Genomic DNA, 25,084 nt, shown 5'->3' on the forward strand with positions numbered 1-25,084 from the left:
CAATAGGGGCTATCGCGGGCGGTCAAAACACGCTAGAAATCCGCAGAACATAAAAGGAGGATATAATAATGAGTGATGCTTTGAGATTGCCGAGGGAAGAATATCTGAACGCCGCCGGCCGCGAGTTTGGGCCGAGCGAATGGATCAAGATCGATCAGCAGCGGATCAACAAATTCGCCGAGGCGACGGACGATTACCAGTTCATTCACGTCGATCCCGAGCGCGCCGCCAAGGAAACGCCGTTCGGCTCGACCATCGCCCACGGCTTTCTGACCCTCTCGCTGCTCGTCCCGCTGATCGCGGACATCCAGCCCAAGATCGAAGGCGTGAAGATGGGCATCAACTACGGCCTCGACAAAGTGCGCTTTTTGCAGCCGGTCAAGGTCGACAGCGAAATTCGCGGCAAGGTCAAGATCCTGAGCGTTGAGGAAAAGCGCCCCGGCCAGTTCCTGACCAAGACCGAAGTAACGATTGAGATCAAGGGCGAGGCGAAGCCTGCGCTGATCGCCGAATGGCTCGGCATGAGCTATACCGACGCCTGAGCCGCAACTGATAATTCAAGGAGATGAAATGAGTATTCGATTTGATGGAAGAGTGGCCATCGTCACGGGCGCCGGCAACGGGCTCGGACGGTGCCATGCGCTCGGGCTTGCCGCGCGGGGGGCGAAAGTCGTAGTCAACGACCTCGGCGGCTCCGTCGATGGCAAGGGCGGCTCCTCCGATGCGGCAAAGGCCGTCGTCGCCGAAATCGAGGCTGCGGGTGGTGAAGCCATCGCCAACGGCGCCAATGTCACCGATATGGAGCAGGTGACGGCGATGGTCGATGAGGCGGTCGCCAAATGGGGCCGCGTCGATATCCTTGTGAACAACGCGGGCGTGCTGCGCGACAAATCCTTCGCCAATGTCGAGATGAAGGATTTTTCCTTCGTGCTCGATGTCCATCTGATGGGCTCGGTGAATTGCTCGAAGGCCGTCTGGGCGCAGATGCGCGAGCAGAATTACGGCCGCATCGCCATGACGACCTCCTCAAGCGGGCTTTATGGCAACTTCGGCCAGGCCAACTACGGCGCAGCGAAAATGGGCCTGATCGGGCTGATGAACACGCTCGTCCTTGAAGGCGCGAAATACGGTATCCGGGTCAACGCCCTCTCACCCTGCGCCGCGACGCGCATGACGGAAGGGCTTATGCCGGAGAATCTGCTGGAGCTGCTGACGCCTGAAGCGGTCACCCCGGCGCTTCTATATATCGTCTCTGAAAACAGCCCCAACCGGACAATTATCACGGCGGGCGCTGGCACCTATGCCCGCAGCATCGTCTATGAGACCGGCGGGAAATGGCTGCCGGAAGCGGACCGGACGCCTGAGATAATCGCTGCGATGTGGGATGAAATATCCGATCCCGCGACGCAGAGCGAATATACGAGCGGCAATGATCAGACGACGAACATGCTGACCAAGGCGGCAGCGGGTCTTGGCATCAAGATCTGACGTAATCGGAGGTAAGCGCAGCAGGCGGGGAGGGAACTTCTCGCCTGTTTTCGTTTGCCCGTCCGTGTTTCTCAGAACAGTCCGACAATCTCGCCGCTCTCGTCAATATCGATCTCATTCGCGGCCGGATGGCGCGGCAGGCCCGGCATGGTCATGATATCGCCGCAGATAACGACAATGAACTCCGCGCCATTGGCAAGCCGGAGCTCGCGTACCGTTAGGGTGTGCCCGCTCGGTGCGCCGCGACGGGCAGGGTCGGTGCTAAAGCTATATTGCGTCTTGGCGATACAGACCGGGTAACGCCCGTATCCCGCCGCCTCCATCTCCTCAATCTCCGCGCGCAGCTTGTCGCTGATCGCGATATCCGCCGCACCGTAGATTTCCCGCGCAACGGTACGGATTTTCTCGACTATAGGGAGCTCATCGGCGTAAAGCAGGCGAAAACTCGCGGGGTGCGCTTCGAGGAGAGCGATTGCAGCCTCCGCAAGACGTTCCGCGCCGCGCCCGCCCTCGGCCCAGTGGTCTGCTTCGACCGCCTCGACGCCAAGGCTTGCACAGAGGTCACGGACGGCATCAAGCTCGGCCTCCGTATCGCTCGTAAAGCGGTTGATGGCGACGAGAACGGGAAGGCCGAATTTCTTCAGATTGTCGACATGGCGGTCGAGATTGGCGCCGCCCCTTAGCACCGCCTCGACATTCTCGTGGCCAAGCTCGGCCTTCTCGACGCCGCCATGCATCTTGAGCGCCCGCACCGTCGCGACGAGGATGGCGAGATCGGGTTTCAGCCCGGCCTTCCGGCATTTGATGTTGAAGAATTTCTCGGCCCCGAGATCGGCCCCGAAGCCCGCTTCCGTAATCACATAGTCGGCGAGTTTCAGCGCTGTTTTCGTCGCCAGCACAGAATTGCAGCCATGAGCGATATTGGCGAACGGGCCGCCGTGAATGAACGCCGGGTTATTTTCAAGCGTCTGCACAAGATTGGGCTGGAAGGCCTCCTTCAGCAGCACCGTCATCGCGCCATGGGTTTTGAGGTCGCGGGCAAAGATCGGCTTTTTATCCCGCGTATAGGCAACGATGATATTGCCGAGGCGGCGCTTCAGGTCATTGAGATCGCGGGCGAGGCAGAAGATCGCCATGACTTCCGAGGCGACTGTGATATCGAAATGATCGTGCCGCGGAAAACCGTTCGTTACCCCGCCAAGGCCGTTCACAATCTCCCGGAGTGCGCGGTCATTCATATCCATCACGCGCCGCCAGGTGACGCGGCGACTGTCAATTTCGAGCGCATTGCCCCAGTAGATGTGATTGTCCAGCATCGCCGCGAGCAGGTTGTTGGCCGCCGTGATGGCGTGAAAATCGCCGGTGAAATGGAGATTGATATCGGCCATGGGCACAACTTGCGCATGCCCGCCGCCCGCCGCGCCGCCCTTCTGGCCGAAGCAGGGGCCAATGGAGGGCTCGCGCAGGCAGATGAGCGCCTTCCTGCCAATCCGCTTCATCCCGTCGGCAAGCCCGACGACGGCGGTTGTCTTGCCTTCGCCGGCGGGCGTGGGGGAGATGGCGGTGACCAAAATCAGCTTGCCGTCGGGCCGGTTTTCCAGCGTCCGGATATAGGGCAGCGACAGCTTCGCCTTGTAGTGACCGAAGGGCTCAAGATCTTCCTCCGGAATTTGCAGGCTGTCGCGTGCCACGTCGCGGATCGGTTTCATCCGGGCGACGCGGGCGATCTCGAGATCGGTTTTCGGCGGATGCGGCTGGAATGTCATGGCTTGAGATGCTCCACAAAGACGGCCTCAGGCCGGGATGGGAGTATATTTTCACAAATCGCCGCGCCGTCAAGAGCAAGCAGAGCCGGCCTGATAATGATGGCGCGCCCGCGCGTCTGCTGCTATGAAGGCTTATCTTGAAAACAGGCAGTTGAGTGATGTCGAAACCCGCATTTATGACAGCCCCGGTGGCGGGCGAACTTGCCGAGCTGGCGAACTTCACCTGCGATCTTGCGGCGCTCGCCGCAACCATCACGCGGGCGCATTTCCGCCAGCCATTGGAAGTGATCGCCAAGGCGGACAGCTCCCCCGTCACCATCGCCGACCGGGAATGCGAAGCGAAAATCCGCGCGGCGATAACGGCGCGCTATCCGGCGCATGGCATTCTCGGCGAAGAGCACGGGTTTGACGGCGAGGAGCGGGCGGATATCTGGGTCATCGATCCCATCGACGGCACAAAGAGTTTCGTCTCCGGCTTTCCCCTTTACGGGACGCTGCTCGCCTATGTCAGGGAGGGAAGTGCGGAGATCGGCGCGATCTCCATGCCCGAACTCAATGAATTCTGGATCGGCGTCAAGGGGGAGGGGTGTTATTTCAACGGCGCCCCCTGCCGGACCAGCAACCGCACGCGGCTTGACGAGGCGACATTGATGACGACGTCGCTTGAATATTTCACGCCGGCGCAGCAGGTGAAGTTTGATGATCTCGTCAAGGCGACACGCATCCGCCGCTATAGCGGAGATTGCTATATCTACGCGCTTGTCGCCGCAGGCTTTGCCGATCTCGCGGTCGATGCCGGGCTGCAGAGCTATGATTACATGGCGCTGATCCCGGTGGTTGAAGAGGCGGGCGGGGTGATTACCGACTGGTCCGGCCGGCGCCCCGATATCAATTCCGACGGCACTCTGATCGCCGCCGCAACGAAGGAACTCCACGCGGCGGCGCTCGCTCGGCTCGCCGGCTGATCAGAGTTTGAGGCGATAGCGCGGCAGTTCTTCCGCCGAATTCCAGAGAGCGCGGCACCAGCCCACCTGCCGCGCGCCCATCCGCTGATAGAAACCTTCTGCATGAGGATCGATGGCGATATCGAGATGCGCATATCTCTGCCGCCGGGCACTTGCGGCGGCGGCTCTGAATAGCGCTCTGCCGTATCCTTTGCCCATGGCGAGCGGCGCCACATAGAGCAGCATCAGCTCCGCCTCCGCCGCCCGGCAATCCAGCAAATAAAAGCCGGCGATGTCGTCCGCCTCCTCAAGAACGCCGCTCTCCCAGTCGTTAATCAGACTTTCGGTGACAGTAAGCGCGGGCGCAAAGCGCTGCATTTCCGCGTCCGAATATTGCCAGAACGCCTTGGCGGCAAGCGCAATCTCGGTGAGGGCCGGGCAATCCGCGGCGGTGGCAATGCGAAGGGCGATCACGGCGTCAGTCTTTAAAGAGATCCAGGAGACGGTCGGGATAATCGCTGAAGAGGGCATCAACGCCGTCCGCGAAAAGCCGAGTCGCTACGGCGGGATCATTGACGGTGTAGGCGAGCAGCCGATAGCCCGCCGCATGCACCTCCGCCGCCAGTTCTTTGGTAACAAACGGCCAGGCGCAGTTGAGCGTCGCCGCGTCATATTGCGCCATCCGCGCCTGCCAGTCGGGCGGGATCGCGGCGGTGAGATAGCCGAGCGGCACATCGGGCAGGGACTTTCGCACTTCCTGCAATGTTTCCGGCACGAAGGATGAAATCAGCAGCGGCACGTCGTCGGGCCAGTAGTCCACCAACTCCGCGGCGATTTTCTCCGCCGTCGGGATCTGCCAGCCGATGGTCGGCTTGATCTCGAGATTAAGGCCGAGGCCGAGGTCCTTGAGAAGCGCCGCAACCTCGCGGAGTGTCGGCACGCGCTCGCCTTCAAATTTTTCCGAAAACCAGCTCCCCGCATCCAGCGATTTAAGCTCCGCGAGGCTGTGCAGCAGCACCGGCCCTTGTCCATTGGTGGTGCGGCCAAGTTCGGGATCATGCAGGATGACTACTTCGCCGTCGCGGGTCAGCGTTGCGTCGATCTCGACGTAAGCTGCGCCGAGCGCCGCGGCTTCGCGGAGCGAGGCAAGCGTATTCTCCGGCGCATGGCCCGCCGCGCCGCGGTGGCCGATCACTTTTGGCAGCGACGCAAGCACGTCTCTACTCTGTCTCATGAAATCTCTCCCACCCGCCAGTCAATCGGTGTTTTGCCGCAGTTGACAAGATACTCGTTGGCCTTTGAAAAATGCCCGTTGCCGATAAAGCCGCGATGAGCCGAAAGCGGCGAGGGATGCGGACTTTGCAGCACCAGATGCCGGCGCCTGTCGATAAAGGCGCCCTTCTTCTGCGCATACGAGCCCCAGAGAAGAAAGACAATATTTTCCCGCTTTTTCTCCAGTGCGGCGATTGCGGCGTCGGTGAAACGCTCCCAGCCGCGGCCCTGATGGGCGCCGGCGCGCGCCTGCTCGACGGTGAGGACGGCATTCAGCAGCAGAACGCCCTGCCGCGCCCATGGAAGCAAATGTCCGTGCGCCGGGATAGACAGGCCGAGATCGCGGTTCAGTTCCTGATAGATGTTGCGAAGCGAGGGCGGGATTGCAACGCCGGGCGGTACCGAGAAGCTGAGACCGTGCGCCTGTCCCGGCCCGTGATAGGGATCCTGCCCGATGATGACGAGTTTGACCGCCTCGAACGGCGTCGCATCAAAGGCGGCGAAGATGTTGCTGCCGGCCGGGTAGATGATCTTTCCGGCCGCCTTCTCGCGGCGGAGAAACGCGCCGAGTTCCTGCATATAGGGCTGCTCGAATTCAGCCTTTAACTGCGCCAGCCAGCCCGGCTCGAGTTTGATGTCGCTCATCTCAATCCCCCGCCGTTAAAGCCGCTTGCGGCCGCCGAGTTTGTAGAGCGGCGTCGCGAGCAGGCCCTTTGGCAATAGTACCACGCTGATCATAAAGACAAGGCCGAGCAGCAGCGTCCAGTAATCGCCGAAAATCTCGACCAGCCAGCTTTCCGTCCAGCGGGTGAGCAGCGCGCCGAGAAAGGCGGCGAGCAGCATCTCCTTGCCGCCGATGGCAACCCAGATCAGAACCTCTGTCGAGAGCGTAAAGCCGATCAGCGTCGGCGAGACAAAACCATCGAGCGTGACAAAGAGCGCGCCCGCAAGACCTGCAATCATGGCGCCGAGCGCAAAGACGGAGAGCCGGAGCTTGAGATTGCTGTAACCGAGAAAGGCGAGGCGGTCCGGGTGGCTCCGCACCGCCGTCATCAGCAGCCCGTAGCGGGTATTGAGCAGGGCGACGACGGCGAAATAGACGGCGGCGACAATGCCGAGAATGACATAAAAGGTCGGCATGCGGTCCACCAGCTCCAAGCGCGCCCCAAAAAGGCCGAGATCGAGCGGCGGCACGTTAAGAAGGCCGTTGTAGCCGCCAAGCGCATACCAGTTGGTCATCAGCCGTTCTAACACAAGCGCAATCGCAAGGGTGATAATGGCGAGATAGGCGCCGCTGATCCCGCGCCCGGCGAACAGGAATGAGCCGAGCGCGAGGGCGAAAAGGCCGGCCCCGGCCATGGCGGCGGCAAGGCCGAGATAGCTGCTGGTGAGTCCCGGCAGGATCATGCCCTTGGTGATGACCGCCATCAGATAGCCGCCGATGCCGAAAAACATCGCCTGCCCGAAACAGAGGATGCCGCCATAGCCCCAGACGAGCGAGAGCGAGATGGCGAGAAGGCCATAGACGAGATAGGCGGTAAGCTGCCCGGTCCAGTAAGTGCTGATGAAGGCGGGCGCGAGGGCGAGCAGGGCGAAGACGATGAGGGCGGTGAGGCTATTTCGCACGGCGCTCTCCCAGCAGCCCTTCGGGCTTCAGGCGGATGATGAGAATGGCGAGGACATAGACGGTGATCATTGCGGCGACCGGCGAAACCCAGACGGTGAGAAGGTTATTGACGCCGCCAACCACCGCCGCACCCGCGAGGACGCCGGCAAGGGGTCCTGCACCGCCGACCAGAATGGAAAGAAAGCCCGGCACCAGATAGCCAAGGCCCATCTGCGGATCGACGCTGATAAGCGGGGCAACGAGCGCGCCGGCGAGACCTGCAAGGCCTGCGCCGATCACAAAGCTCCAGCGGTACATCCGTCGCGTATCGATACCGAGGACTGCCGATGTAGAGGGGCGCGCGATCACGGCCCGCGCCATCAGCCCGAAACCGGTCCTGAGAAAGAGCCAGAAGGTGCCACTGATGAGCAGCACCGCTATCCCCATCAGCAGCAGACGATAGAGCGGATAGCTGAAGGCCCCAAGGGTAAGCGCTCCCTCAAGCGGTAACGCAACCGAGTGGGACTCCGGTCCGAAAGTCAGCACGATAAGCTGCTTCAACGCGATGGAAAGCCCCCATGTCGCAAGGATCGTATCGAGCGGGCGAAGGTAGATATGGCGCACCAGCAGCGCCTCGATCAGTAGCCCGAGCAGCCCGACAACGAGCGGAGCGAGCAGGATGCCGACGAGGAAGGGGAGGCCATAGGAGGTGGCCGCGACCGTCACATAGGCGCCGATCATGAAAAGCTCGCCATGCGCCATGTTGATGACGCCCATCATCCCGAAAATGACCATCAGCCCGAGCGCGACCAGCACGAGGATCAGGACATAGGAGGTGATATCGAGGAGGACGGGGAGAAAATCCATAAGCTGTCGTCCTTACACGGAAAGATAACGATGGAGCAGGCTGTCGTCCTGATCGAGCGCGGCCGTCTCGCACCCATCGACGATCGCGCCGTTTTCCATAAAGAGGATGCGGCGGGCGAGCGTTCGGACCATCTCGATATTCTGCTCGACAATCAGGATGGCGAGGTCGGTCTCATGGGCGATGCGGGCAAGCTTGAGACCGATCTCATGCACGATGCTCGGCTGGATACCCTCCGTCGGCTCATCAAGCAGCAGCATTTTCGGACCCGCGATCAGCGCGCGCGCGATGGCGAGGATCTGCTGCTGGCCGCCCGAGAAGGTGCCGGCGCGCTGATCTTTGCGCTCCTCAAGAATAGGAAACCAGTCGTAAATCTGATGAAGGGGGAGGAGGGAGGCGCTATCTTTATGGCCAAGCAGGCTAAGGCGGAGATTTTCCTCGACCGTGAAATTTGCAAAAATCTCGCGCCCCTGCGGCACATAGCCTAGCCCGGCGCGGGCGATGAGATGGGTTGGCTGGCGCGCGATACTCCGCCCGGCAAAGTGAATGTCACCTGACTGTGCCGGCAGCAGTCCCATGACGGTTTTGAGAAGCGTTGTCTTGCCCATGCCGTTCCGCCCCATCAGCGCGATGACCTCGCCCGGCGCCACATGGCAGGAGACGCCGCGCAGCACCAGCGCTTCGCCGTAGCCCGCCGTGATCTCCTTTATCTCAAGCATGGTTGAGAGCCTCATGCGTGCCGAAATAGAGCGCCCGCACTTCGGGATCGCGGCGGATGTCGGCGAAGCTGCCGGATTTCAGGATCCGCCCCTTCGACATGACATGCAGGGGGCAGCCGAGATACTGGATGAAGGCCATATCATGCTCGATGACAAGAATGGTGACTTTCTGCTGCTGATTGATGGTGAGGATCAGCTCGGCGGTCGCCCGTGTCTCTGCCTCCGTCATGCCGGCGGTCGGCTCATCCAGCAGAATGAGCGACGGCGCTTGCGCGAGCAGCATGCCGATCTCCAGCCACTGCTTCTGGCCATGCGCAAGCTCGCCCGCCTCGCGCGCCGCGACGTCACTCAGGCGGATAAGCGCCTCAATATCCGCAATCTCTGTCTGCCGCACCGCGCCGCGCGCCGCCACGACAAGATTTTCCCGCGCCGTGAGTTCATCGAAAATTGCCGGCACCTGGAACTTGCGGCCGATGCCGCGCCGCGCAATCAGATGCGGGGCGAGGCCCGTGATGTCCTCACCTTTAAAAAAGACATGGCCGCTATCGGGGCGAAGCGCACCTGTGATCAGGTTGAAAAGGGTGGATTTGCCGCATCCGTTCGGCCCGACCAGCGCGTTCACGCTGCCCTCTTCGAGGGACAGAGAGAAATTGTCCACCGCACGAAGGCCGCCGAAATTTTTCACCAGCGATCTGAGCTCTAGAAACGACATGCGGCCTTTCGATGATTCAATAGAGTCATATGTGATCAAACAAATGATGATTGTACACGAACAATAATTTAATATGTATACAGTCGAATATTGCGTAAAGGGTCGGCTGGATTCATCAAAATTCGGCCATTTTGCCGGAGCATAACGGTAATGAATTGATTCTTCTAGAGTAAATGGCATATCCATGCACATTCCAAATGTCGGGGTCTTAAGGTTCGGCCGCGTCAGCTACGAAAAGAGATATCAACCGGGGAAGACTCAATGATCAACATTTCCAGAAGACAGTTTATGGGTGCCATTGGTGCGACCGCAGCAGCGTCTACGTTCAGCATGCCAGCCATCGCATCGGGCAAAACCATCCGGATCGGCGCGGTACAGCCTTTCTCCGGCGGGCTGGAGCTGTTCGGCAATCAGGCTAAGATGGGGCTCGATCTTGCGGCGGCGGAAATCAACGCGGCGGGCGGCCTCCTCGGTCATCCCGTTGAAATTCTCTATGAAGACAACAAGACGGATCCGAAAACCTCCGTCGAGCGGGCGCGCAAGCTGATCGAGCGGGACGAAGTGATGGCGATATCGGGCCCCATCACCTCTTCGGCGCGCGATGCCATGGCGGCGACGATGGAGCGGGGCAAGACGCCGCTTTTCTACGCCACCAACTATGAAGGCGGTATCTGCAACCGCTACCTCTTCTCCTTCAACACCGTGCCGAACCAGGACACGGCGCCCCTGATCCCGTATCTGAAGGAGATCGGTGTCGGCGACAGCTATTATATGTTCGGTGCCGATTATATCTGGCCGCGCAACATGTTTGCGACTGCCAAGGCGATCATCGGCGAGGTCGGCGGCACGACGCTCGGCGAGGAATATACCCCCTTCGGCGTCAAGGATTTCGCGCCCGTCATCCGTAAAATCGCGGATTCCGGCGCCAAAATCCTGTTGTTCGCGCTACCGGGCGCCGATGGCATCACCTTTATCAAGCAGGCGGAGGAATTCGGCCTCACGAAAACGGTGAAAATCGCCTTCCTCGGCTTTGCGGAGACCTATCTCGGCGCTTTCGGTCCCGGCAAGGGCGAGGGGATGTATGTCGGGGTGCCGTTCGTTGCGAGCTCCGATGAGCCGAGCGTGCAGGACTTCGTCGCCCGGCTGCACAAGGCCAACGGGCAGGACGCGGTGGTTTCCTTCTATGTCATGACGCACTATAATTCCGTTATGGCGCTGAAAGCGGCCCTTGAGAAAGTCGGCAAGGTGGACCGCGAAGCGATGATCGACGCCATGGAAGGAATGACCTTCGATATCCCGACCGGCCCGGCGACAATCACCGCGGCCGATCATCATGTCGCGATGAATATGTATATCGCCAAAACCGAAGATGGCGCCCTCAATGTCGCCAAGAAGCTTGGTATTATCGAGCCCGCGCCGCAGTGCGGGACATAAGGAGACAGTATGAAAATCAGTGACCTCACCCGGGAAGTCAGTCTGGCAATGCCGCTTGCCTTCGCCGAATTCGATCCGGCGGCGGCAGGGCGGAAAACCGGCTTTGTGATTGTCGATGAGGTTAACGGTTTTGTGACCGTCGGGGCAGGGGCGCTCGCGCCGCCGGCGCCCGATGCGCAGGTTGCCACGATGGTCAGTGAAACCGATCGCATTGCGCGGCATTTCACGGGGCAAAACTGGCCGATCCTTGCGTTTCTCGACACCCATACGTCGGGCAAGGCCGAGCCGCCCTATCCGCCGCATTGCGAGATCGGCACCGGCGAGGAGGAACTCGTCGATGATCTGAAATGGCTGGAGACGGACCGCAATACCACGCTCGTCAAAAAGGATTGCATCAACGGTTTCGTTGGCGCGATCCAGAAGGATGGAAGCAACGCGTTCGTTGACTGGGTGAACGCGAACAGCATCACCGATCTGCTGGTCGTCGGCATCTGCACCGATATCTGCGTGATGGATTTCGTCCTCACCACGTTGAGTGCGCGCAATCACGACATGATGCCGACGCTGAAGGATATCCATATCTATGAAAGCGGCTGCGCGACCTATGACCTGCCGCGCGATGTCGCGGTGGAAATCGGCCAGGGCGCAACGGCGGCGCATCCGCAGGAACTGACGCATTATCTCGGCTTTTACTTTATGGCGAGCCGCGGCGCCAAGCTTGTCAACAAGGTGATCCTTCAGTCATAATGCCGTCTCGATAACCTGAAACGGGGGAGGGGGACATGATGATCACCGCAAACGGCAACAGCTTTGATACGCGGCTTGAAGGGCCGGAGGGCGCGCCCGTCATCACGCTTGGCCATTCGCTTTGCTGCGATCTCGGCGCGTGGGACGAGCTTGCCGCCGACCTCTCGAAAGATTATCAGGTCCTCCGCTACAGCCTCCGCGGCCACGGAAAAAGCGCGGCGAGCGCGCCGCCCTACACAATGGCGCTGCTCGCCGACGATCTCGCCGCCATTCTCGATCATTACGGCATCGCGAAGAGCCATATTCTCGGCCTCTCCATCGGCGGCATGATCGGGCAGGAATTTGCGCTTCGCTATCCTAACCGCGTCTTGAGCCTTATCATCTCAAGCTCGATGTGCGCGCTCCCCGAAGGCTCCGAGGCGCTCTGGCCGGAGCGCATCCGCCTCGCGAAAGAGGAGGGGCTGCAGGCAACGGTTGAGACCAGCATGTCGCGCTGGTTCGTTGCGGGCTCGCTGGACAAGCGGCCGGAACTGGACGCCCGCGTTCGCCGGATGATCGTTGAGACGTCGGTGGATGGCTATGTCGGCTGCTGTCACGCCATCGCGGGGCTTGATCTGAAAGACCGGATTTCGGCGATCGACGCGAAAACCCTGATCCTCGTCGGCAGCGAGGATGCAAGCACGACGCCGAGTGCGGCCGAGCAGATCAGGGACCGGATCCGGGGGTCGCGCCTGGTTGTCGTCGATAACGCCGCCCATCAGCTCGCACTCGAAAAGCCGGAAATCTTCCGCACCGAAGTGCGCCGTCACCTTGCGGAGGTCTAGAGCCCTTTCAGGGTCGCCGCGTGAAAGGCGATATGATCCTCGATAAAGGTCTGGATAAAGTAATAGCTGTGATCATAGCCGTCCCGCAGGCGGAGGGTGAGGGGCTGTCCGGCCGCGCGGCAGGCGGCCTCGAACAGCTCCGGCTTCAGCTGCGAATCTAAAAACTGATCCGCTGTTCCTTGATCGATCAGGATATCGCGCGCCCGGCCACCGTCTTTGACAAGCTCCGCCGCGTCATAGCGCCGCCAGGTCGCTTTGTCGGACCCAAGATAGCCGCTGAAGGCCTTTTCGCCCCACTGGCAGTTCATCGGTGATGAGATCGGTGCGAAGGCGGAGACGGATTTGTAAATCTCCGGATTTTTAAGCGCGAGGGTGAGCGCGCCGTGCCCGCCCATGGAATGCCCGGTAATGCCGGTTCGCGCGTGATCGGCATTGAAGTTCGCTTCCACCAGTTTCCGAAGTTCGCCCCTCACATAGCTTTCCATGCGATAGTTTTTCGCCCACGGGTCTGCTGTCGCATCGAGGTAGAAACCCGCGCCGCTGCCGAAATCCCAATCCTCATGCTCGCCCGGCAGGTCAAGGCCGCGCGGGCTGGTATCGGGCATGACGAGGATCAGCCCATGCGCGCTTGCGGCGCGCTGCGCGCCCGCTTTGATGGTGGCCGTGTCCTCCGTGCAGGTAAGGCCGGCGAGAAAATAGAGAACGGGCGCTTTCGCGGATTTCGCAGCAGGCGGCTGAAAGACCGCGAACCGCATGGGCGTCCCGGTCTCCGATGACTGATGCTCGTAAAAGCCCTGAATGCCGCCAAAGCAGGCCTGTTCGGAAATAATTTTCATAATGCTGACACGTCCAAAATATCTGTTCTCAATATAGCGACCAGACTAGCGAATAATCAGAGGCCCGGCAACTCGGCGCCCCGGCAGCGGCAAGAGGCCGGCGGGCGGGAAGCGCAACGCATCCTCCGCCCCGCGCGGATCGTGAAGGGTGCGTGTCGGTGCCGGGGTGTGCGGCCGGCAGAGGATCAGAACGTCACGACGCTCCGGATCGATTTCCCGGCATGCATCAGGTCGAAGCCTTCGTTGATTTTCTCGATCGGCATGACATGGGTGATGAGATCATCGATGTTGATCTTGCCGTCCATATACCAGTCGACGATTTTCGGAACGTCCGTCCGGCCTTTCGCGCCGCCGAACGCCGTGCCTTTCCAGACGCGCCCGGTGACCAGCTGGAAGGGGCGGGTTGAAATCTCCTGGCCGGCGCCCGCGACGCCGATGATGACGCTCGTGCCCCAGCCCTTGTGGCAGCATTCGAGCGCCTGGCGCATGACATTGACATTACCGATGCATTCGAAGGAAAAATCCGCGCCGCCCTTGGTGAGATCAACAAGATAGGGGACGAGATCGCCCTCCACCTCATTCGGATTGACGAAATGAGTCATGCCGAATTTCTCGCCGAGTTCTTTTCGCGACGGATTGAGATCGACGCCGACGATCATGTCCGCCCCCGCTATCCGCGCGCCCTGAATGACATTGAGGCCGATGCCGCCAAGGCCGAACACCACCACATTGTCACCGGGTTGCACCTTCGCGGTATTGATCACCGCGCCGATCCCGGTGGTGACGCCGCAGCCGATATAGCAGACCTTGTCAAAGGGCGCGTCCTCGCGGATTTTCGCAAGCGCAATCTCCGGCACGACGGTGTAGTTCGCAAAGGTCGAGCAGCCCATGTAATGAAAGACTTTCTCGCCATTGATCCTGAAGCGGCTGGTGCCGTCCGGCATCAGCCCTTGCCCCTGCGTTACCCGGATGGCCTGGCAGAGATTGGTCTTGCCGCTGGTGCAGTAGTCACATTCGCGGCATTCCGGCGTATAGAGCGGAATGACGTGATCGCCTTTTTTGAGGGACGTCACGCCGGGGCCGACATCGACGACGACGCCTGCGCCCTCATGGCCGAGAATGGCAGGGAAAATGCCTTCCGGATCATCGCCCGAAAGGGTGAAGGCATCGGTGTGGCAGAGGCCACTCGCCTTGATTTCCACCAGAACTTCGCCAGCGCGCGGGCCATCCAGCGTTACGGTCTCGATGGTGAGAGGGGCTCCAGCTTTATGGGCGACAGCGGCTTTGACTTCCATCTGATCCTCACTTTTCAGGGTTTTTCTTGCTCGGGCGAGTCTGCCGCTTTAGAACATCGGTGGCAAGGTCTTTTCAATCACGACAATTTGCCCGAGGCGGGCGGGGAGGGATGCATGCGGATTGATGGCGTGGCATATCGGAGCATTGCGCTCGCGGCCGATGGCTGGTCGGTCGATATCATCGATCAGACGCGGCTGCCGCATGATTTCGTGGTGAAAAGCCTGCGAACGGTTGACGAGGCGGCTGATGCGATCCGGCATATGCTGGTGCGGGGCGCGCCGCTGATCGGGGCGACAGCGGCCTATGGCCTCGCGCTCGGCCTTCGCCGGGAGACGAGCGATGCAGCGCTCCGCCAGTTTGCCGAAAAATTGGTCGCGACGCGGCCGACCGCTGTCAACCTGCAATGGGCAGTGCAACGGATGCTGGACGCGCTGCTGCCGCTTGGTGAAGGACAGCGCCTTGCCGCGGCTTACGCGCTCGCCGCCGAAATCTGCGACGAGGATGTGGCGATCAACAGCGCCATCGGCGATCATGGTCTTGCGATCCTGGAGAAGCACTGGCGGGAGAAGCAGGAGAGAGGTGGGGCGGAGCGTCTCAATATCCTCACCCATTGCAACGCGGGCTGGCTCGCCACTGTCGATTGGGGAACGGCCCTCGCGCCCATTTACAAGGCTTTTGAGGCTGGCATCCCGGTGCATGTCTGGGTCGATGAGACGCGGCCGCGCAATCAGGGGGCACATCTCACCTGCTGGGAGCTTGGCAAGCATGGCGTGCCGCATACGTTGATCGTCGATAACGCGGGTGGCCATCTGATGCAGCAGGGCGAGGTCGATCTTTGCATCACGGGTACTGACCGGACGACGGCGACGGGCGATGTCTGCAACAAGATCGGCACCTATCTCAAAGCCCTCGCGGCGAAGGACAATGGCGTGCCTTTCTATGTCGCGCTGCCGGGCCCGACCATCGACTGGCAGATCGAGGACGGGCTGCGCGAGATACCCATTGAAAACCGCGGTGGGCATGAAGTCGAATATATCAGCGGGGCGATGGGCAGAGGGGAGACGGCAACAGTTCGTATAGTGCCGGAGTTTTCGAGCGCCGCCAATCCCGCCTTTGATGTGACGCCCGCCCGGCTGATTACCGCGCTGATTACCGAGCGGGGCGTCGCGTCGGCAAGCCGCGAAGGTCTCGCCGGACTTTATGATAGATCATAGATTTCTGGTATTTCAGTAGCTTACGACCGTTTTCGGATGCGCCACTCAAAGCAGTCGTCGCCATAATCCTGCCGCTGCTGCACTTCGAGCACGAGGGCGCGGTTATGCACCGCGAGCGCGCCCTGCCAGAGCTGGTTCCAGCTGTCAAAGACCGAGGCGGGTTGCGCCTCCGCACCGCGCATCAGGCGCCAGCCCTTTTGCCGGACATGGACGGCATTACCCTTTGCCTCCCATTCCGCCTCATCATCATGGCCGATCGCCATCCGGGTAAGGTACCGGGCAAAATCCTCCGGGCTGTCGCCGGTAATGCCAAGGAGGTCGGCGGTCTTGCGGTAAAACTGCTTGCCGATAAGCTGCGCCGTGATGCCGCCATAGACGGTCGCGTCCATCGGTCCAAACTGTGCGGCAAGCTCGATCAGCGCATTTTTCGCATAGTCCATTGAATAGTTGCGATTGGCCTTTTGCAGCCGCTCCTCGGGCCAGGTGGAGATGTCAAGCGTTGGCGCCGCGGCGGGGTCAAAGGGCGGGGCAATCTCGCCCGGCCGGAATTGCAACCGCTCCTCCGGCGCGAGATCATGGTCGAACTCCCTGAAATAGCCGGCCATGCCATATTGCCCGTCCATGTCCTGCGAGACGCAGACGAAGCCGAGGCGCGGATTCTTGAGGCTGACGCCGTTGTGTGCGTACCAGCCCTTGAGATAGCCGTGGTTTACTTCCATCGGGATGCCGCAGATGGCCGCGCCGTCATAGATCCAGCGTGGATGGCAGAAATGCACCCAGGCTTTCCTATCGTTCTCATACATATATTCGACCGGAACGCCGCCGACGCCGTTCGAGAGATAATGATACTGTGCGCAGGCGACCGCGTCGGGCAGGCCGGAGAGCCCCAGCTTCTCAAAGCTTGAAAGAAACTTCTCGTGATGCTGGCGGCGGAAGATGTTGAAGGTGAAATCGCCGGCGGCGAAGCGGTCCTTGCGGCTCGCGAGCGTCAGCAGGACGCCGGTAAAATAGGCATGGTAAAGCGTTGCGACGGCTTCATAGCCGTTCTTTTTGTCTGAAGCGACTGACATGATATCCTCTCCGGCCGTATCGTTATCTGCCGCGAGTATATAGGCGCAAAATTATTTCGCCATACTTCCGTTGCCGCCGCCGATGGCAGGCCAACTGCCTCTATCCTAAAAATGCTTCACATTTGGAACGTGGCATTCATATGTCGTATAGACATTCTTGAGATTGCAGACATTGTTGACCGCGATAACGAGATTGCCGCGGCAGTCATTGAAGGAGACCCAGCCCTCGACACGATCGACATACCCGCCGCCGACGCCGTTTGCACTGTAGATATTCATGACCGTCACATCACGAATGCGGCTTTCGGGCACATCAAGGGAGGTGATTATCTTGTCGATTTCCGGCCCGCAGCGGGCAAAGCCAAGGCCTTGAACAGATGCGGGCGCGAGCAGGAGTGCGGCAAGAAGACTGAGCGAAAGGAAGCGCATGAAAGGCATCATTTTTTCCCCCGAAGGCCATATCCCTTTCAGCTAGGGGAGAAATGGCGATAGGCAAGGGGGCGGCGCGCAATTTCCTGCTCCCGTTCTGGAAATTTTATGCAATACTTTGCGCTTCATTGGCCTCGGGGGAAGCCATGTCCATATTGTCATCATCTGCCGCGCGCGCGGCGCGCATCCTGCTTGCTTTCTGTCTGATTCTGTTGCCGCTTCGCGCAGGAATGGCGGATACCGTCACAATTCGCGATTTTAACGAGCTCAGCGCCTTTATCGAAAAGAGTGGCTATTCGCTTCAGAAATGGCGGACGCAGCAGCAGCCGGTGCCGCCTTACGTCATTCTCGATATTCCCGATGAATGGCGCCTGCGGGTCGCGCCGAACCTGCCGGTGGACGAGAAGAAGCGCACCTTCCTGCTTCTGACCGTGCCGCTTGCGCTGGTCGCCAATCACGCGCTGCTGCAGGACCGGCGGAAGCTGCTCGAACTGGAAAATGAAACGAAGGAGGGGCGACGGATGTCGCCCGAGGATAAAAACTGGCTCGCCGGTGAGGGCACGCGCTACGGCGTTTCGGCGAGCCTCGATACCGAAGAGTTCTGGCGCGAGTTGACGCATAAAATGGATCTCGTGCCGCCCTCGCTGATGCTCGCGCAGATGATCGAGGAGAGCGGCTGGGGCACGTCACGCTTCACAAGCGAGGGGAATGCCTTCTTCGGGCAATGGAGCTACAAATCCGGCATCAAACCGGGCGAGCAGCGCGCGGCGGAGAAAGGGGATTATCGCATTGCCGCCTTCAAGGCGCCGCTCGACTCGGTTGGCGCCTATCTGCTCAATCTCAACTCAAATCAGGCCTATGCTGAGTTTCGCGCCAAACGCGCCCATCTCCGGGCTGCGGAAAAGGTGCCGACGGGTTATGATCTTGTGGATACGCTCATCAACTATTCCGAACGCAAGGAAACATATGTGCATCTTCTTCGCGATATCATTGCACGGAACGATCTTGCTCCGTTCGATCACGCCGAGCTTGCCGATGAGCGGATTAAGTATCTGGTTTTGCGATAGAAAGGCGGCCCTCGCCGCTTAGTCGGAGGCGAAGGCCGCCTCGGCCTCGAGCAGCGCGCGGCGCTTGTCCGCCGCCTTGAAGCGCAGCCGGACGAGACGGTTCAAATTGATCAGCCCGTCAAGCAGCCCCGGAATAACCACTTCAGATGGCTTTTTCTGCTGCGAAAGCTGGCGGAGCGCCGTCAGCATCGTGTCGCTGTGGCGAATGCCGTCATCGACGAGAACGCCGATCAGCCCGGCCTCGGCGGCGCGGGTCGCGCGGATATACTGCTCGAGCCGCGGCACCGTGCGCGGAATGATCAGCGCCCGCTTGTTCATGGAGAGGACTTCACAGAAGGTATTATAGCCGCCCATCGCAACCACCGCCGAGGCGTCCTGCATCAGGCTTTCCATGTGGCTGTCAAAGGTGACGGCGCGGACGCGCGGCAGTTTCTGGATCCGCTCGCGGAAACTCGCCCGGGTTTCCGGAGGCATAAAGGGGCCGAGAACGAAAAGGGCGCTAAGGGGCGGCTGGCGGGTTGATTCATAGGCGCGCAGCACCCAGTCCGTCAGCACATCGCCGTCGCCGCCGCCGCCAACGGTGACGAGCACGTAAGGCTCCTTCATCTCGCTCAAAATCGCGGGATCGGCAACGGCCGGCGCGCTTCGCGGCAGGTAGCCGGTGTAGGTGATCTTGCGCTTGACGCTCGCGGGGATATCGAGCCCCGTCAGCGGATTATAGATCTGCTTGACGCCAAACACCCAGATATCGTCATAGAGATCGTTGAGCGCCGGCAGGACATTCTTGCGCTGCCACTCCGGGCCGAGCAGGGACGGGTCGTCAAGGACGTCGCGAAGGCCGAGGACAAGATGCGTGCCACGTTCTTTCAGCATCTCCAGCGTTTCGGTTACCTCGCCCTTGAGGCCGTAGGGCTCCTTGTCGACAATGAAGATATCCGGATCGAACGTCTCGGCGGTATGCTGGATGATCGAGGCGCGCATCGCCAGCGTCTGCTCCGTGTCGATATGCAGGCTGAGCGAGGTATATTCGCCATTGCGAAGCTTGATGATCCCCGGGATGCGAACGAAATCGACGCGGACCTTGAAGTCGAAACTGCCGATAATGGGGGAGCCGGAGAGAATAAGGACGGAGAGATTCTGGTTCTGCTCAACCAGCGAATTGGCCATTACCATACAGCGTCTCAAATGACCGAGGCCAAATGAATCGTGACTGTATATCAGGATACGTCGTGCGCGTTCGCTTTCGCTCATGGTATGAACCCCGCCCCCCGGTTTTCCCGGATATACGGACATAGAAGGCGCGTTTCAACAATTTTATTTCTTCGCAATTGTCATTTTGCGCGGAACTGTTGCAAATCCATTTCTCCGATACATTCAGTCCGTCATCGCGCGAAAGTGGGGGCGGGAGGCCAAGAATCGATTCTTCAAATCTATTAAAGCGAGAGTGCGCGGGGAGGGAAATAATCTACCAAAGTTTGTATTGCTCCGAAGTATGGCTACTATAAATAATTTTAATTCTAAATTAACCATAAATATTTGTGTAATTAACTATAATTACGAAAAGTTTTGGGTGACGGCGAATCATTTTTATTTATATAAAATTCTCCTGATGTTGGGAAAAACGATTGTATATTGAACAGTTGCGCACGGCATCGGATCGTAGATTAATCCGTCACAATACATACAGGTCGACTTGTTTCTTAATTAAGCGCGAGCCGGGCTGTCGGAAATCAAAAAAATTGACAGGCGATATTCGGGTGCGCCCTTCGCCCAGGATGAAGGGGGATATCGCAGCCATCGCCGGACAACAACAATTTAAAGTAGCGCTCCACGTGTGTATAAATAGAAATTTTCCAACAAGATAGAACAGAGAGGTGAGAGATAATGAGAATGCTAAAAGACATCCTGCGCGATGAGAGCGGCGTGACAGCCGTTGAATATGCCCTTATGGCGGCGGCGGCCGCCGCGGTTGTCGGCGTGGCCGGGGCGGCCTTTTATACGAAGCTCGAAACCGCCTTTAACGCGATCGACCTGACCGGGTCGGGCAGCGGCAGCGGCGGCGGCAGCGGTAACTGAGTTTTGCGGCAGCTCCCGGCCGGCGGCGCCGCCGGGAAGTTGCATTTTCCCCGAAAGCCATTTCCATGAGCGATATCTATCCCGTGCTGACGCTACTGCTGCTGTTCATTGCGGCCATGACCGATCTCACGGCGCGCATCATCCGCAATTGGGTGTCGCTCGCAATCCTGCTGCTCTTCGTGCTGTATGCCGCGAGTCCCGCGCGCGATGTTGACGTGCTTCCCCATCTTTTTGCGGCAGCCATGCTTTTCCTGCTTCTTTTCATTGGCTTTGTGTTTGGCAAGATCGGCGGCGGGGATGTCAAGCTCGCGAGCGTGACAATGCTCTGGGCGGGGCCGGGCGCGGCAGCGGATTTTCTCTTTGTGACGGCGCTTGCTGGCGGCGCGCTTGCGCTGCTCGTGATCAGCCCGCAGGCGCAATGCCTGACAGCTCTGCTTGCCGCGCCGCTTCACCGGTTCGTGCGGGCGCCCGCGCCCGCTCTGGCCAGCACGGTGCCATATGGTGTTGCCATCGCGGCGGGCGGCGGCGTCGCGCTCTATGGCCGCTATCTGGCGGGAGGGTAAGCGCGGATGCGGAGCTTTATTTTCATCCTGATCGCGGCGCTGTTTCTCGGCTCCGCCGCTTATCTCGGCAATATGCTTTTCTTTCGGCCGACGGAGGCCCAATCCAGGGTGGCCGAGGCTGACGTGGCAGCGCCGGCGCAATATGCATTGCGTCTCAGGCGCGCTCAGCTGCCGGGCGATATCTTAAGGCCCAATCTTCTCGAATGGTCTCCGCGCGAAAGTGAGATCGCCCGCGGGCCGCTGCTGCTGCGGGGGAGTGTCGAGCTTGCCGACCTTGACGGGGCGGTCCTTTTGACGGCGCGGGGCGGCGGCGAGTTTCTGGAGGAGGCTGATATCCTTCGCCCCGGGGACAGCGGGTATGAAAAGGCCCTGCTCCGCGCCGGCGAGCGGGCGCAGGCGCTCGAGATCGGCAATCGTAGCGACTACGCGGCGCTTCGCGTCGGCGATCATGTCGATCTAATCCTCAAATTTGCCGCGCCCGCGACATCCGCGAAGGCGGGGGAGACGCTCGTCCGGCGGCTCGCCGAGAATGTCCGCATCACGGCCCTCCCCGAAAGCCTTGCGGGAAAGCCGCCGGCGAAGATAACGCTTGCCTTGCCTGAAGAGAGTGTCGCCCGCGTTCTGCTGGGGGAAAGCATCGGTCGGCTGGTAATCGCGCCCTATGGTTATGCGAGCGGCGCGCGGCGCGACGCGGAAGCGGCGGAGGCCACCCTCTCGGTAACCGACCTCTTTCCCGAGCTTGCCAAAGCGCCGCGGCCGGTCCGCCCACCGGCGCCGCGCGAAGTGATCATCATGCGGGGCGGTGAAACGAGCGTGGAGAAATTTCCCACCGTTCACCGCGCCCCTCCGGTCCGTGAAACAGAAGCGGGCGGGTCCTGAGATGAGACGGCATTTCGGGCATATCGGCGCAATCACTCTCATCTTGGCGGCGCTTCTGCTGCTGTCATCTTCGCTTGCGCATCCCGAGGAGAGGGGGGCGGTCCCGGAGATCTCACTCGCCATCAATGAGGGGCGGCTCTTCCCGCTGTCGGCCGCCGCGTCCGAAGTGCTGCTCACCGATCCCGATATTGCGGATATCCGCCTCACGGCGACGGGCGGCCTCTTTATCTACGGCAAGCGCCCGGGCCGCACCCATGTCATGGTGGTGGGGGCGCGGGGCGCCCCGCTGTTTGAGCGCGTTGTCACCGTGCTTCGCGATGTCGCGCTCATTGAGAGCCTGCTTGGAAGGCAGTTCCCGGAGAGCCGTCTTCATGTCAGCGCGACGCCCGGCCGGATCATCCTTGGCGGAACGGCGCAGTCGCCCCTTCAGGCCGAGCATATCCTTGCCGTCACGCGCGGGTTTCTGGGTAAGGATGAGGAAATCGTCAATCGCCTGGAGCTCGCCGCGCCCGCGCAGGTGAATATCCGCGTCCGCATCGTCGAGATGAACCGGGAGGCATCAAAAAATCTCGGCATCAACTGGAATATGCTGCTCAATCCGGGCTCGCTCGCGATCGGGCTGATCACCAACCGCTGGCCGGCGCTGCTGTCGGGCGGCGGGCTCCTGCCATCGTCGGCGTCAACCGGCCTTGGAGGAAGCGCGCTCCTCGGTTATCAGGGCAGCAACGGATCGGCGTCGCTGATCATTGATGCGCTGGCCGAGGAAAATCTGCTCACTGTCCTTGCCGAGCCCAATCTCACGTCGCGCTCCGGCGAGACGGCGAGCTTCTTCGCAGGCGGCGAGTTTCCCATCCCCGTCTCGGCAACCGACGAGCAGGTGACGATCGAGTTCAAGAAATTCGGCGTCATCCTCGACATCACGCCGACTGTTCTCTCGAACGATCGCATCAGCATTCATATCCGCCCCGAGGTGAGCGAGATTTCCGATCTCGGCGCGGTGGTCATCAACAACTTCCGCATTCCCGGCATCGCCGTCCGCCGGACCGAGGCGACGATCGAGCTTGCGAGCGGACAGAGTTTCGCCGTCGCCGGCCTCTTACAGAACCAGACCCGCAATCTCGTGAGCGAAGTGCCCTGGCTTGCCGATCTCGCCATCCTCGGGCCGCTCTTTCGCTCGACGCGCTATCGCAACATGGAGACGGAGCTTGTCATTATCGCGACGGCAAATATCGTCCGGCCGCGGAGCCGCGATGAGTTCAGAACCGCCGTTGATCGCTACCAGCCGACAGACACGCTGGAGAAAATGACCACGGGCCGGCTTGCGCGGCCGGCCGCTGCTGCGGAAATCCCGGACGAGAGGGCGGAGCCGCCGCTGAAACTGACGGGTCCGGTCGGCTTTATCTATTAGTAGGAGGGGGAAAGGCATGAGAGGATCAGGGATCGCCGCGGCTTTAATTGCCGCCGTCTTGCTGGCGGCCTGCACGGCGTCGCCGCTCCCCGGAACGCTGCCACCTGCCGCCGGCGTCAACGCTGTCACGGCGATGAGCACGCGCCTCACTTTCGAGCCGGGCGGTGCGGAGGGCGCGCTTCAAACCGCATCCGGCATCCCGCTTGAGACTGTGCTTTTGCAGCTGCGCCGTGACCCGCCGGCGCTCGTTACCTTGCAATCTTTTGGCGGCGCGGGTCCTCGCCCCCCAAAAATTCAGGCCGCGCTTGAGAAAGCGGCGCTTGCCGAACTCGCCCTGATCGAATGGCTGCCGTCCGTTCCGGCCGCGGCGGAACGGCTTGAGCTTGAGGTGACCTATTATCGCTATAGCCTTGCGGACTGCGGCGCCGATCTCGCCTACCGCAAGCTCGATCATATCGCCCGCACGTCGCCGGGTTTTGGCTGTGTGGTCGAACAGAACCGCCTACTGAGCCTTGCTTACCCTGCGGAATGGTATGAGGGGCGTCGTCTCGGGCCGGCTTCAAGTGCGCGCGACGCGGCGGCGGTTTCCCGCTATTTCACAGCCGCGCCGCGCCCGATGCCTGATGCCGGACGATAGGGAGAGAAGCCTCATGATGCGGAAATCCTCCCCCGAAATTGTTACCTTCCCGAAGGCGGAGAAAGAAGCCGTCCGGATCGCCGCCTACGTCGGGGACCGGGAGACGGAACAGCAGCTTCACGAGCTTTTCGGCAGATGGGGCTATGAGACGACATATATCCAGAAAGGCCGGATCCCGGACGCGCGCCGCGACTACGCAAGCCGCAATATGCCACCTGTGCTCATCGTCGATATCTCGGATGCAGCCTTGCCGCTGTCTGAGTTGAAGACACTCGCCGATATCTGCCCGCCTGAGGTCAATGTCGTCGCGCTCGGGACCCGCGATACCGTCGGACTGTACCGCGATCTGATGGAGATCGGCGTCACCGATTATCTGGTGAAACCGGTCCCGGCGGATCTTCTCTTTCGCGCCATCGCCCGGGCGAGCGGGCAGAAGGCCGGCCGCCAGATGGACGCGCGCACCGGCAAGACGGTTGCGGTTTTTGGCGTGCGGGGCGGCGTCGGTGCGACCACAGCGGTCGCCAGTCTCGGCTGGCTGCTCGCCCATCACTACAGCCGCCATGTGATGATGACGGATCTCAACCTTGGCGCCGGCTCGCTCGCGCTCGATCTCGGGGAGGCGGCGGGCGGCGGCCTCGCGGAGCTCCTTTCAAGCCCCGAGCGCATTGACGAGATGGTGATCGAGCGGGCCACCCTTTCCGTCGGCGATAAGCTGCGGCTGCTTGCGGGCGGCAATGACCGGCCGGGCGGCGGCGAATATGACGCCCAGGCTGTCGAGGCGCTGATGAGCCATCTGCGCCCGCGCTATCACTTTATTTTCCAGGATCTCGACCGCGCCCGTCCGGCGGCCTCTTCTCTGCTGCTGGAGCGGGCCGATATCCGGGTCCTGATACTGGAGCCGACGCTCGCCGCCGTTCGCGATGCCGCGCGGCTGGTGACAAGGCTCGGCGAAGGGGAGGCGCGACAGGAGCTTTTTATCATCGTCAACCGCGGCCGCGATATTCGAAGCGGCGATGTCCCGACGGAGAAGATCGCCGAGGTGGTGGGCCGTCCCGTGGATCTGGTCATTCCCTTCGAGCGCAGGCGTCTCGCCGTCGCCAGCCTGAACGGGGAAGCCGCGATGCAGCGGAAATCGGCCGTCCAGCGCGCCTATCTTCGCTTCGCCGGGATCCTCCTCGGGCAAGGCCCGGCGCGGCCGCGCCGCACCCGCTGGCCGCTGCGACTATAAGAGG

General features: G+C 60.8%; 27 protein-coding genes. 14 read left to right on the top strand and 13 right to left on the bottom strand.

Annotated elements, in window-relative coordinates:
- Window positions 1-68: 68 nt before the first annotated feature.
- Both V7Z56_RS02925 and V7Z56_RS02930 read left to right on the top strand, forming a co-directional pair.
- On the top strand, window positions 69-542 hold the full coding sequence (locus V7Z56_RS02925; RefSeq protein ID WP_334127845.1) for a MaoC family dehydratase: 474 nt from the start codon (window positions 69-71) through the stop codon (window positions 540-542).
- A gap of 28 nt (window positions 543-570) precedes the next feature.
- A complete protein-coding gene (locus V7Z56_RS02930; protein WP_334127846.1) occupies window positions 571-1,488 on the top strand; it encodes an SDR family NAD(P)-dependent oxidoreductase in 918 nt (305 codons plus the stop codon).
- A gap of 71 nt (window positions 1,489-1,559) precedes the next feature.
- On the opposite strand, the gene V7Z56_RS02935 is transcribed toward V7Z56_RS02930, so the two are convergent.
- Complete coding sequence (locus V7Z56_RS02935; protein WP_334127847.1) at window positions 1,560-3,254, bottom strand: formate--tetrahydrofolate ligase; 1,695 nt, start codon at window positions 3,252-3,254, stop codon at window positions 1,560-1,562.
- Between the two features lie 158 nt (window positions 3,255-3,412).
- Here V7Z56_RS02935 and V7Z56_RS02940 point away from each other — a divergent pair, with 158 nt between their 5' ends.
- Window positions 3,413-4,219, top strand: a complete 807-nt coding sequence (locus tag V7Z56_RS02940; RefSeq protein WP_334127848.1) for an inositol monophosphatase family protein — start codon at window positions 3,413-3,415, stop codon at window positions 4,217-4,219.
- On the opposite strand, the gene V7Z56_RS02945 is transcribed toward V7Z56_RS02940, so the two are convergent.
- Genes V7Z56_RS02945 through V7Z56_RS02975 form a run of 7 tightly spaced genes read right to left on the bottom strand, consistent with a single transcriptional unit; the run spans window position 4,220 to window position 9,372 of the window.
- Window positions 4,220-4,729, bottom strand: a complete 510-nt coding sequence (locus tag V7Z56_RS02945; protein WP_334127849.1) for a GNAT family N-acetyltransferase — start codon at window positions 4,727-4,729, stop codon at window positions 4,220-4,222.
- On the bottom strand, window positions 4,677-5,432 hold the full coding sequence (locus tag V7Z56_RS02950) for a glycerophosphoryl diester phosphodiesterase (RefSeq protein ID WP_334127850.1): 756 nt from the start codon (window positions 5,430-5,432) through the stop codon (window positions 4,677-4,679). The genes V7Z56_RS02945 and V7Z56_RS02950 overlap by 53 nt, the downstream gene beginning before the upstream one ends.
- Entirely contained in the window at window positions 5,429-6,115 is a 687-nt protein-coding gene (gene ung, locus V7Z56_RS02955; RefSeq protein ID WP_334127851.1) for a uracil-DNA glycosylase, read from the bottom strand. The genes V7Z56_RS02950 and ung overlap by 4 nt, the downstream gene beginning before the upstream one ends.
- A 15-nt stretch (window positions 6,116-6,130) precedes the next feature.
- Window positions 6,131-7,096: a branched-chain amino acid ABC transporter permease gene (locus V7Z56_RS02960; RefSeq protein WP_334127852.1), complete on the bottom strand. Its 966-nt coding sequence runs from the start codon at window positions 7,094-7,096 to the stop codon at window positions 6,131-6,133.
- The gene (locus tag V7Z56_RS02965) at window positions 7,086-7,943 is read right to left on the bottom strand and encodes a branched-chain amino acid ABC transporter permease (RefSeq protein WP_334127853.1); all 858 of its coding nucleotides are present in this window, start codon (window positions 7,941-7,943) and stop codon (window positions 7,086-7,088) included. The genes V7Z56_RS02960 and V7Z56_RS02965 overlap by 11 nt, the downstream gene beginning before the upstream one ends.
- A gap of 12 nt (window positions 7,944-7,955) precedes the next feature.
- Window positions 7,956-8,660, bottom strand: a complete 705-nt coding sequence (locus tag V7Z56_RS02970; protein ID WP_334127854.1) for an ABC transporter ATP-binding protein — start codon at window positions 8,658-8,660, stop codon at window positions 7,956-7,958.
- The gene (locus V7Z56_RS02975) at window positions 8,653-9,372 is read right to left on the bottom strand and encodes an ABC transporter ATP-binding protein (RefSeq protein ID WP_334127855.1); all 720 of its coding nucleotides are present in this window, start codon (window positions 9,370-9,372) and stop codon (window positions 8,653-8,655) included. The genes V7Z56_RS02970 and V7Z56_RS02975 overlap by 8 nt, the downstream gene beginning before the upstream one ends.
- 288 nt (window positions 9,373-9,660) lie before the next feature.
- Between V7Z56_RS02975 and V7Z56_RS02980 the strand changes: the two genes are divergently transcribed.
- The 3 genes from V7Z56_RS02980 to V7Z56_RS02990 are packed head-to-tail and all read left to right on the top strand — an operon-like array spanning window position 9,661 to window position 12,377.
- Entirely contained in the window at window positions 9,661-10,806 is a 1,146-nt protein-coding gene (locus V7Z56_RS02980) for a substrate-binding protein (protein WP_334127856.1), read from the top strand.
- 9 nt (window positions 10,807-10,815) lie between these two features.
- Window positions 10,816-11,553 carry an isochorismatase family protein gene (locus V7Z56_RS02985; RefSeq protein WP_334127857.1) on the top strand — a complete coding sequence of 246 codons (738 nt, stop codon included), beginning with the start codon at window positions 10,816-10,818 and terminating at the stop codon, window positions 11,551-11,553.
- Window positions 11,554-11,588: 35 nt separating this feature from the next.
- Window positions 11,589-12,377, top strand: coding sequence for an alpha/beta fold hydrolase (locus tag V7Z56_RS02990; RefSeq protein ID WP_334127858.1), 789 nt, complete (start codon window positions 11,589-11,591; stop codon window positions 12,375-12,377).
- On the opposite strand, the gene fghA is transcribed toward V7Z56_RS02990, so the two are convergent.
- Window positions 12,374-13,216, bottom strand: a complete 843-nt coding sequence (gene fghA / locus V7Z56_RS02995) for an S-formylglutathione hydrolase (protein ID WP_443023740.1) — start codon at window positions 13,214-13,216, stop codon at window positions 12,374-12,376. The genes V7Z56_RS02990 and fghA overlap by 4 nt on opposite strands.
- 182 nt (window positions 13,217-13,398) lie before the next feature.
- Window positions 13,399-14,508 carry an S-(hydroxymethyl)glutathione dehydrogenase/class III alcohol dehydrogenase gene (locus V7Z56_RS03000; protein ID WP_334127860.1) on the bottom strand — a complete coding sequence of 370 codons (1,110 nt, stop codon included), beginning with the start codon at window positions 14,506-14,508 and terminating at the stop codon, window positions 13,399-13,401.
- 114 nt (window positions 14,509-14,622) lie between these two features.
- Between V7Z56_RS03000 and mtnA the strand changes: the two genes are divergently transcribed.
- Entirely contained in the window at window positions 14,623-15,723 is a 1,101-nt protein-coding gene (gene mtnA, locus V7Z56_RS03005; RefSeq protein WP_334127861.1) for an S-methyl-5-thioribose-1-phosphate isomerase, read from the top strand.
- Between the two features lie 20 nt (window positions 15,724-15,743).
- Here the strand turns inward: mtnA and V7Z56_RS03010 are convergent, their stop codons facing one another.
- On the bottom strand, window positions 15,744-16,793 hold the full coding sequence (locus tag V7Z56_RS03010) for a hypothetical protein (protein WP_334127862.1): 1,050 nt from the start codon (window positions 16,791-16,793) through the stop codon (window positions 15,744-15,746).
- A gap of 105 nt (window positions 16,794-16,898) precedes the next feature.
- Window positions 16,899-17,234: a hypothetical protein gene (locus V7Z56_RS03015; protein WP_334127863.1), complete on the bottom strand. Its 336-nt coding sequence runs from the start codon at window positions 17,232-17,234 to the stop codon at window positions 16,899-16,901.
- A 134-nt stretch (window positions 17,235-17,368) separates the two neighbouring features.
- Between V7Z56_RS03015 and V7Z56_RS03020 the strand changes: the two genes are divergently transcribed.
- On the top strand, window positions 17,369-18,289 hold the full coding sequence (locus tag V7Z56_RS03020; RefSeq protein ID WP_334127864.1) for a glucosaminidase domain-containing protein: 921 nt from the start codon (window positions 17,369-17,371) through the stop codon (window positions 18,287-18,289).
- Window positions 18,290-18,307: 18 nt separating this feature from the next.
- Here V7Z56_RS03020 and V7Z56_RS03025 read toward each other — a convergent pair whose 3' ends face one another.
- Entirely contained in the window at window positions 18,308-19,462 is a 1,155-nt protein-coding gene (locus V7Z56_RS03025; protein ID WP_334127865.1) for a glycosyltransferase family protein, read from the bottom strand.
- Between the two features lie 711 nt (window positions 19,463-20,173).
- On the opposite strand from V7Z56_RS03025, the gene V7Z56_RS03030 reads away from it, so the two are divergent.
- The 6 genes from V7Z56_RS03030 (at window position 20,174) to V7Z56_RS03055 (ending at window position 25,080) form a co-directional block, all read left to right on the top strand.
- Window positions 20,174-20,365, top strand: a complete 192-nt coding sequence (locus V7Z56_RS03030; RefSeq protein WP_334127866.1) for a Flp family type IVb pilin — start codon at window positions 20,174-20,176, stop codon at window positions 20,363-20,365.
- 65 nt (window positions 20,366-20,430) lie between these two features.
- Window positions 20,431-20,928, top strand: a complete 498-nt coding sequence (locus V7Z56_RS03035; protein ID WP_334127867.1) for an A24 family peptidase — start codon at window positions 20,431-20,433, stop codon at window positions 20,926-20,928.
- A gap of 6 nt (window positions 20,929-20,934) precedes the next feature.
- A complete protein-coding gene (locus tag V7Z56_RS03040; RefSeq protein WP_334127868.1) occupies window positions 20,935-21,807 on the top strand; it encodes a hypothetical protein in 873 nt (290 codons plus the stop codon).
- Between the two features lies 1 nt (window position 21,808).
- Entirely contained in the window at window positions 21,809-23,215 is a 1,407-nt protein-coding gene (locus V7Z56_RS03045; RefSeq protein WP_334127869.1) for a type II and III secretion system protein family protein, read from the top strand.
- Between the two features lie 16 nt (window positions 23,216-23,231).
- Window positions 23,232-23,852 (top strand): hypothetical protein, encoded by a 621-nt coding sequence (locus V7Z56_RS03050; protein WP_334127870.1) that lies wholly within the window; start codon window positions 23,232-23,234, stop codon window positions 23,850-23,852.
- A 13-nt stretch (window positions 23,853-23,865) separates the two neighbouring features.
- Window positions 23,866-25,080 (top strand): cellulose synthase operon protein YhjQ/BcsQ, encoded by a 1,215-nt coding sequence (locus V7Z56_RS03055; RefSeq protein ID WP_334127871.1) that lies wholly within the window; start codon window positions 23,866-23,868, stop codon window positions 25,078-25,080.
- Window positions 25,081-25,084 lie beyond the last annotated feature (4 nt).

The organism is Sneathiella sp. (assembly GCF_036844445.1).
GTDB lineage: Bacteria > Pseudomonadota > Alphaproteobacteria > Sneathiellales > Sneathiellaceae > Sneathiella.

Coding starts and splice junctions, on each gene's coding strand:
- V7Z56_RS02925 (WP_334127845.1), top strand. CDS start 69: ATGAGTGATGCTTTGAGATTGCCGAGGGAAGAATATCTGAACGCCGCC.
- V7Z56_RS02930 (WP_334127846.1), top strand. CDS start 571: ATGAGTATTCGATTTGATGGAAGAGTGGCCATCGTCACGGGCGCCGGC.
- V7Z56_RS02935 (WP_334127847.1), bottom strand. CDS start 3,254: ATGACATTCCAGCCGCATCCGCCGAAAACCGATCTCGAGATCGCCCGC.
- V7Z56_RS02940 (WP_334127848.1), top strand. CDS start 3,413: ATGTCGAAACCCGCATTTATGACAGCCCCGGTGGCGGGCGAACTTGCC.
- V7Z56_RS02945 (WP_334127849.1), bottom strand. CDS start 4,729: ATGCCCTCTTCAGCGATTATCCCGACCGTCTCCTGGATCTCTTTAAAG.
- V7Z56_RS02950 (WP_334127850.1), bottom strand. CDS start 5,432: ATGAGACAGAGTAGAGACGTGCTTGCGTCGCTGCCAAAAGTGATCGGC.
- ung (WP_334127851.1), bottom strand. CDS start 6,115: ATGAGCGACATCAAACTCGAGCCGGGCTGGCTGGCGCAGTTAAAGGCT.
- V7Z56_RS02965 (WP_334127853.1), bottom strand. CDS start 7,943: ATGGATTTTCTCCCCGTCCTCCTCGATATCACCTCCTATGTCCTGATC.
- V7Z56_RS02970 (WP_334127854.1), bottom strand. CDS start 8,660: ATGCTTGAGATAAAGGAGATCACGGCGGGCTACGGCGAAGCGCTGGTG.
- V7Z56_RS02975 (WP_334127855.1), bottom strand. CDS start 9,372: ATGTCGTTTCTAGAGCTCAGATCGCTGGTGAAAAATTTCGGCGGCCTT.
- V7Z56_RS02980 (WP_334127856.1), top strand. CDS start 9,661: ATGGGTGCCATTGGTGCGACCGCAGCAGCGTCTACGTTCAGCATGCCA.
- V7Z56_RS02985 (WP_334127857.1), top strand. CDS start 10,816: ATGAAAATCAGTGACCTCACCCGGGAAGTCAGTCTGGCAATGCCGCTT.
- V7Z56_RS02990 (WP_334127858.1), top strand. CDS start 11,589: ATGATGATCACCGCAAACGGCAACAGCTTTGATACGCGGCTTGAAGGG.
- V7Z56_RS03000 (WP_334127860.1), bottom strand. CDS start 14,508: ATGGAAGTCAAAGCCGCTGTCGCCCATAAAGCTGGAGCCCCTCTCACC.
- mtnA (WP_334127861.1), top strand. CDS start 14,623: ATGCGGATTGATGGCGTGGCATATCGGAGCATTGCGCTCGCGGCCGAT.
- V7Z56_RS03010 (WP_334127862.1), bottom strand. CDS start 16,793: ATGTCAGTCGCTTCAGACAAAAAGAACGGCTATGAAGCCGTCGCAACG.
- V7Z56_RS03015 (WP_334127863.1), bottom strand. CDS start 17,234: ATGATGCCTTTCATGCGCTTCCTTTCGCTCAGTCTTCTTGCCGCACTC.
- V7Z56_RS03020 (WP_334127864.1), top strand. CDS start 17,369: ATGTCCATATTGTCATCATCTGCCGCGCGCGCGGCGCGCATCCTGCTT.
- V7Z56_RS03025 (WP_334127865.1), bottom strand. CDS start 19,462: ATGGTAATGGCCAATTCGCTGGTTGAGCAGAACCAGAATCTCTCCGTC.
- V7Z56_RS03030 (WP_334127866.1), top strand. CDS start 20,174: ATGAGAATGCTAAAAGACATCCTGCGCGATGAGAGCGGCGTGACAGCC.
- V7Z56_RS03035 (WP_334127867.1), top strand. CDS start 20,431: ATGAGCGATATCTATCCCGTGCTGACGCTACTGCTGCTGTTCATTGCG.
- V7Z56_RS03040 (WP_334127868.1), top strand. CDS start 20,935: ATGCGGAGCTTTATTTTCATCCTGATCGCGGCGCTGTTTCTCGGCTCC.
- V7Z56_RS03045 (WP_334127869.1), top strand. CDS start 21,809: ATGAGACGGCATTTCGGGCATATCGGCGCAATCACTCTCATCTTGGCG.
- V7Z56_RS03050 (WP_334127870.1), top strand. CDS start 23,232: ATGAGAGGATCAGGGATCGCCGCGGCTTTAATTGCCGCCGTCTTGCTG.
- V7Z56_RS03055 (WP_334127871.1), top strand. CDS start 23,866: ATGATGCGGAAATCCTCCCCCGAAATTGTTACCTTCCCGAAGGCGGAG.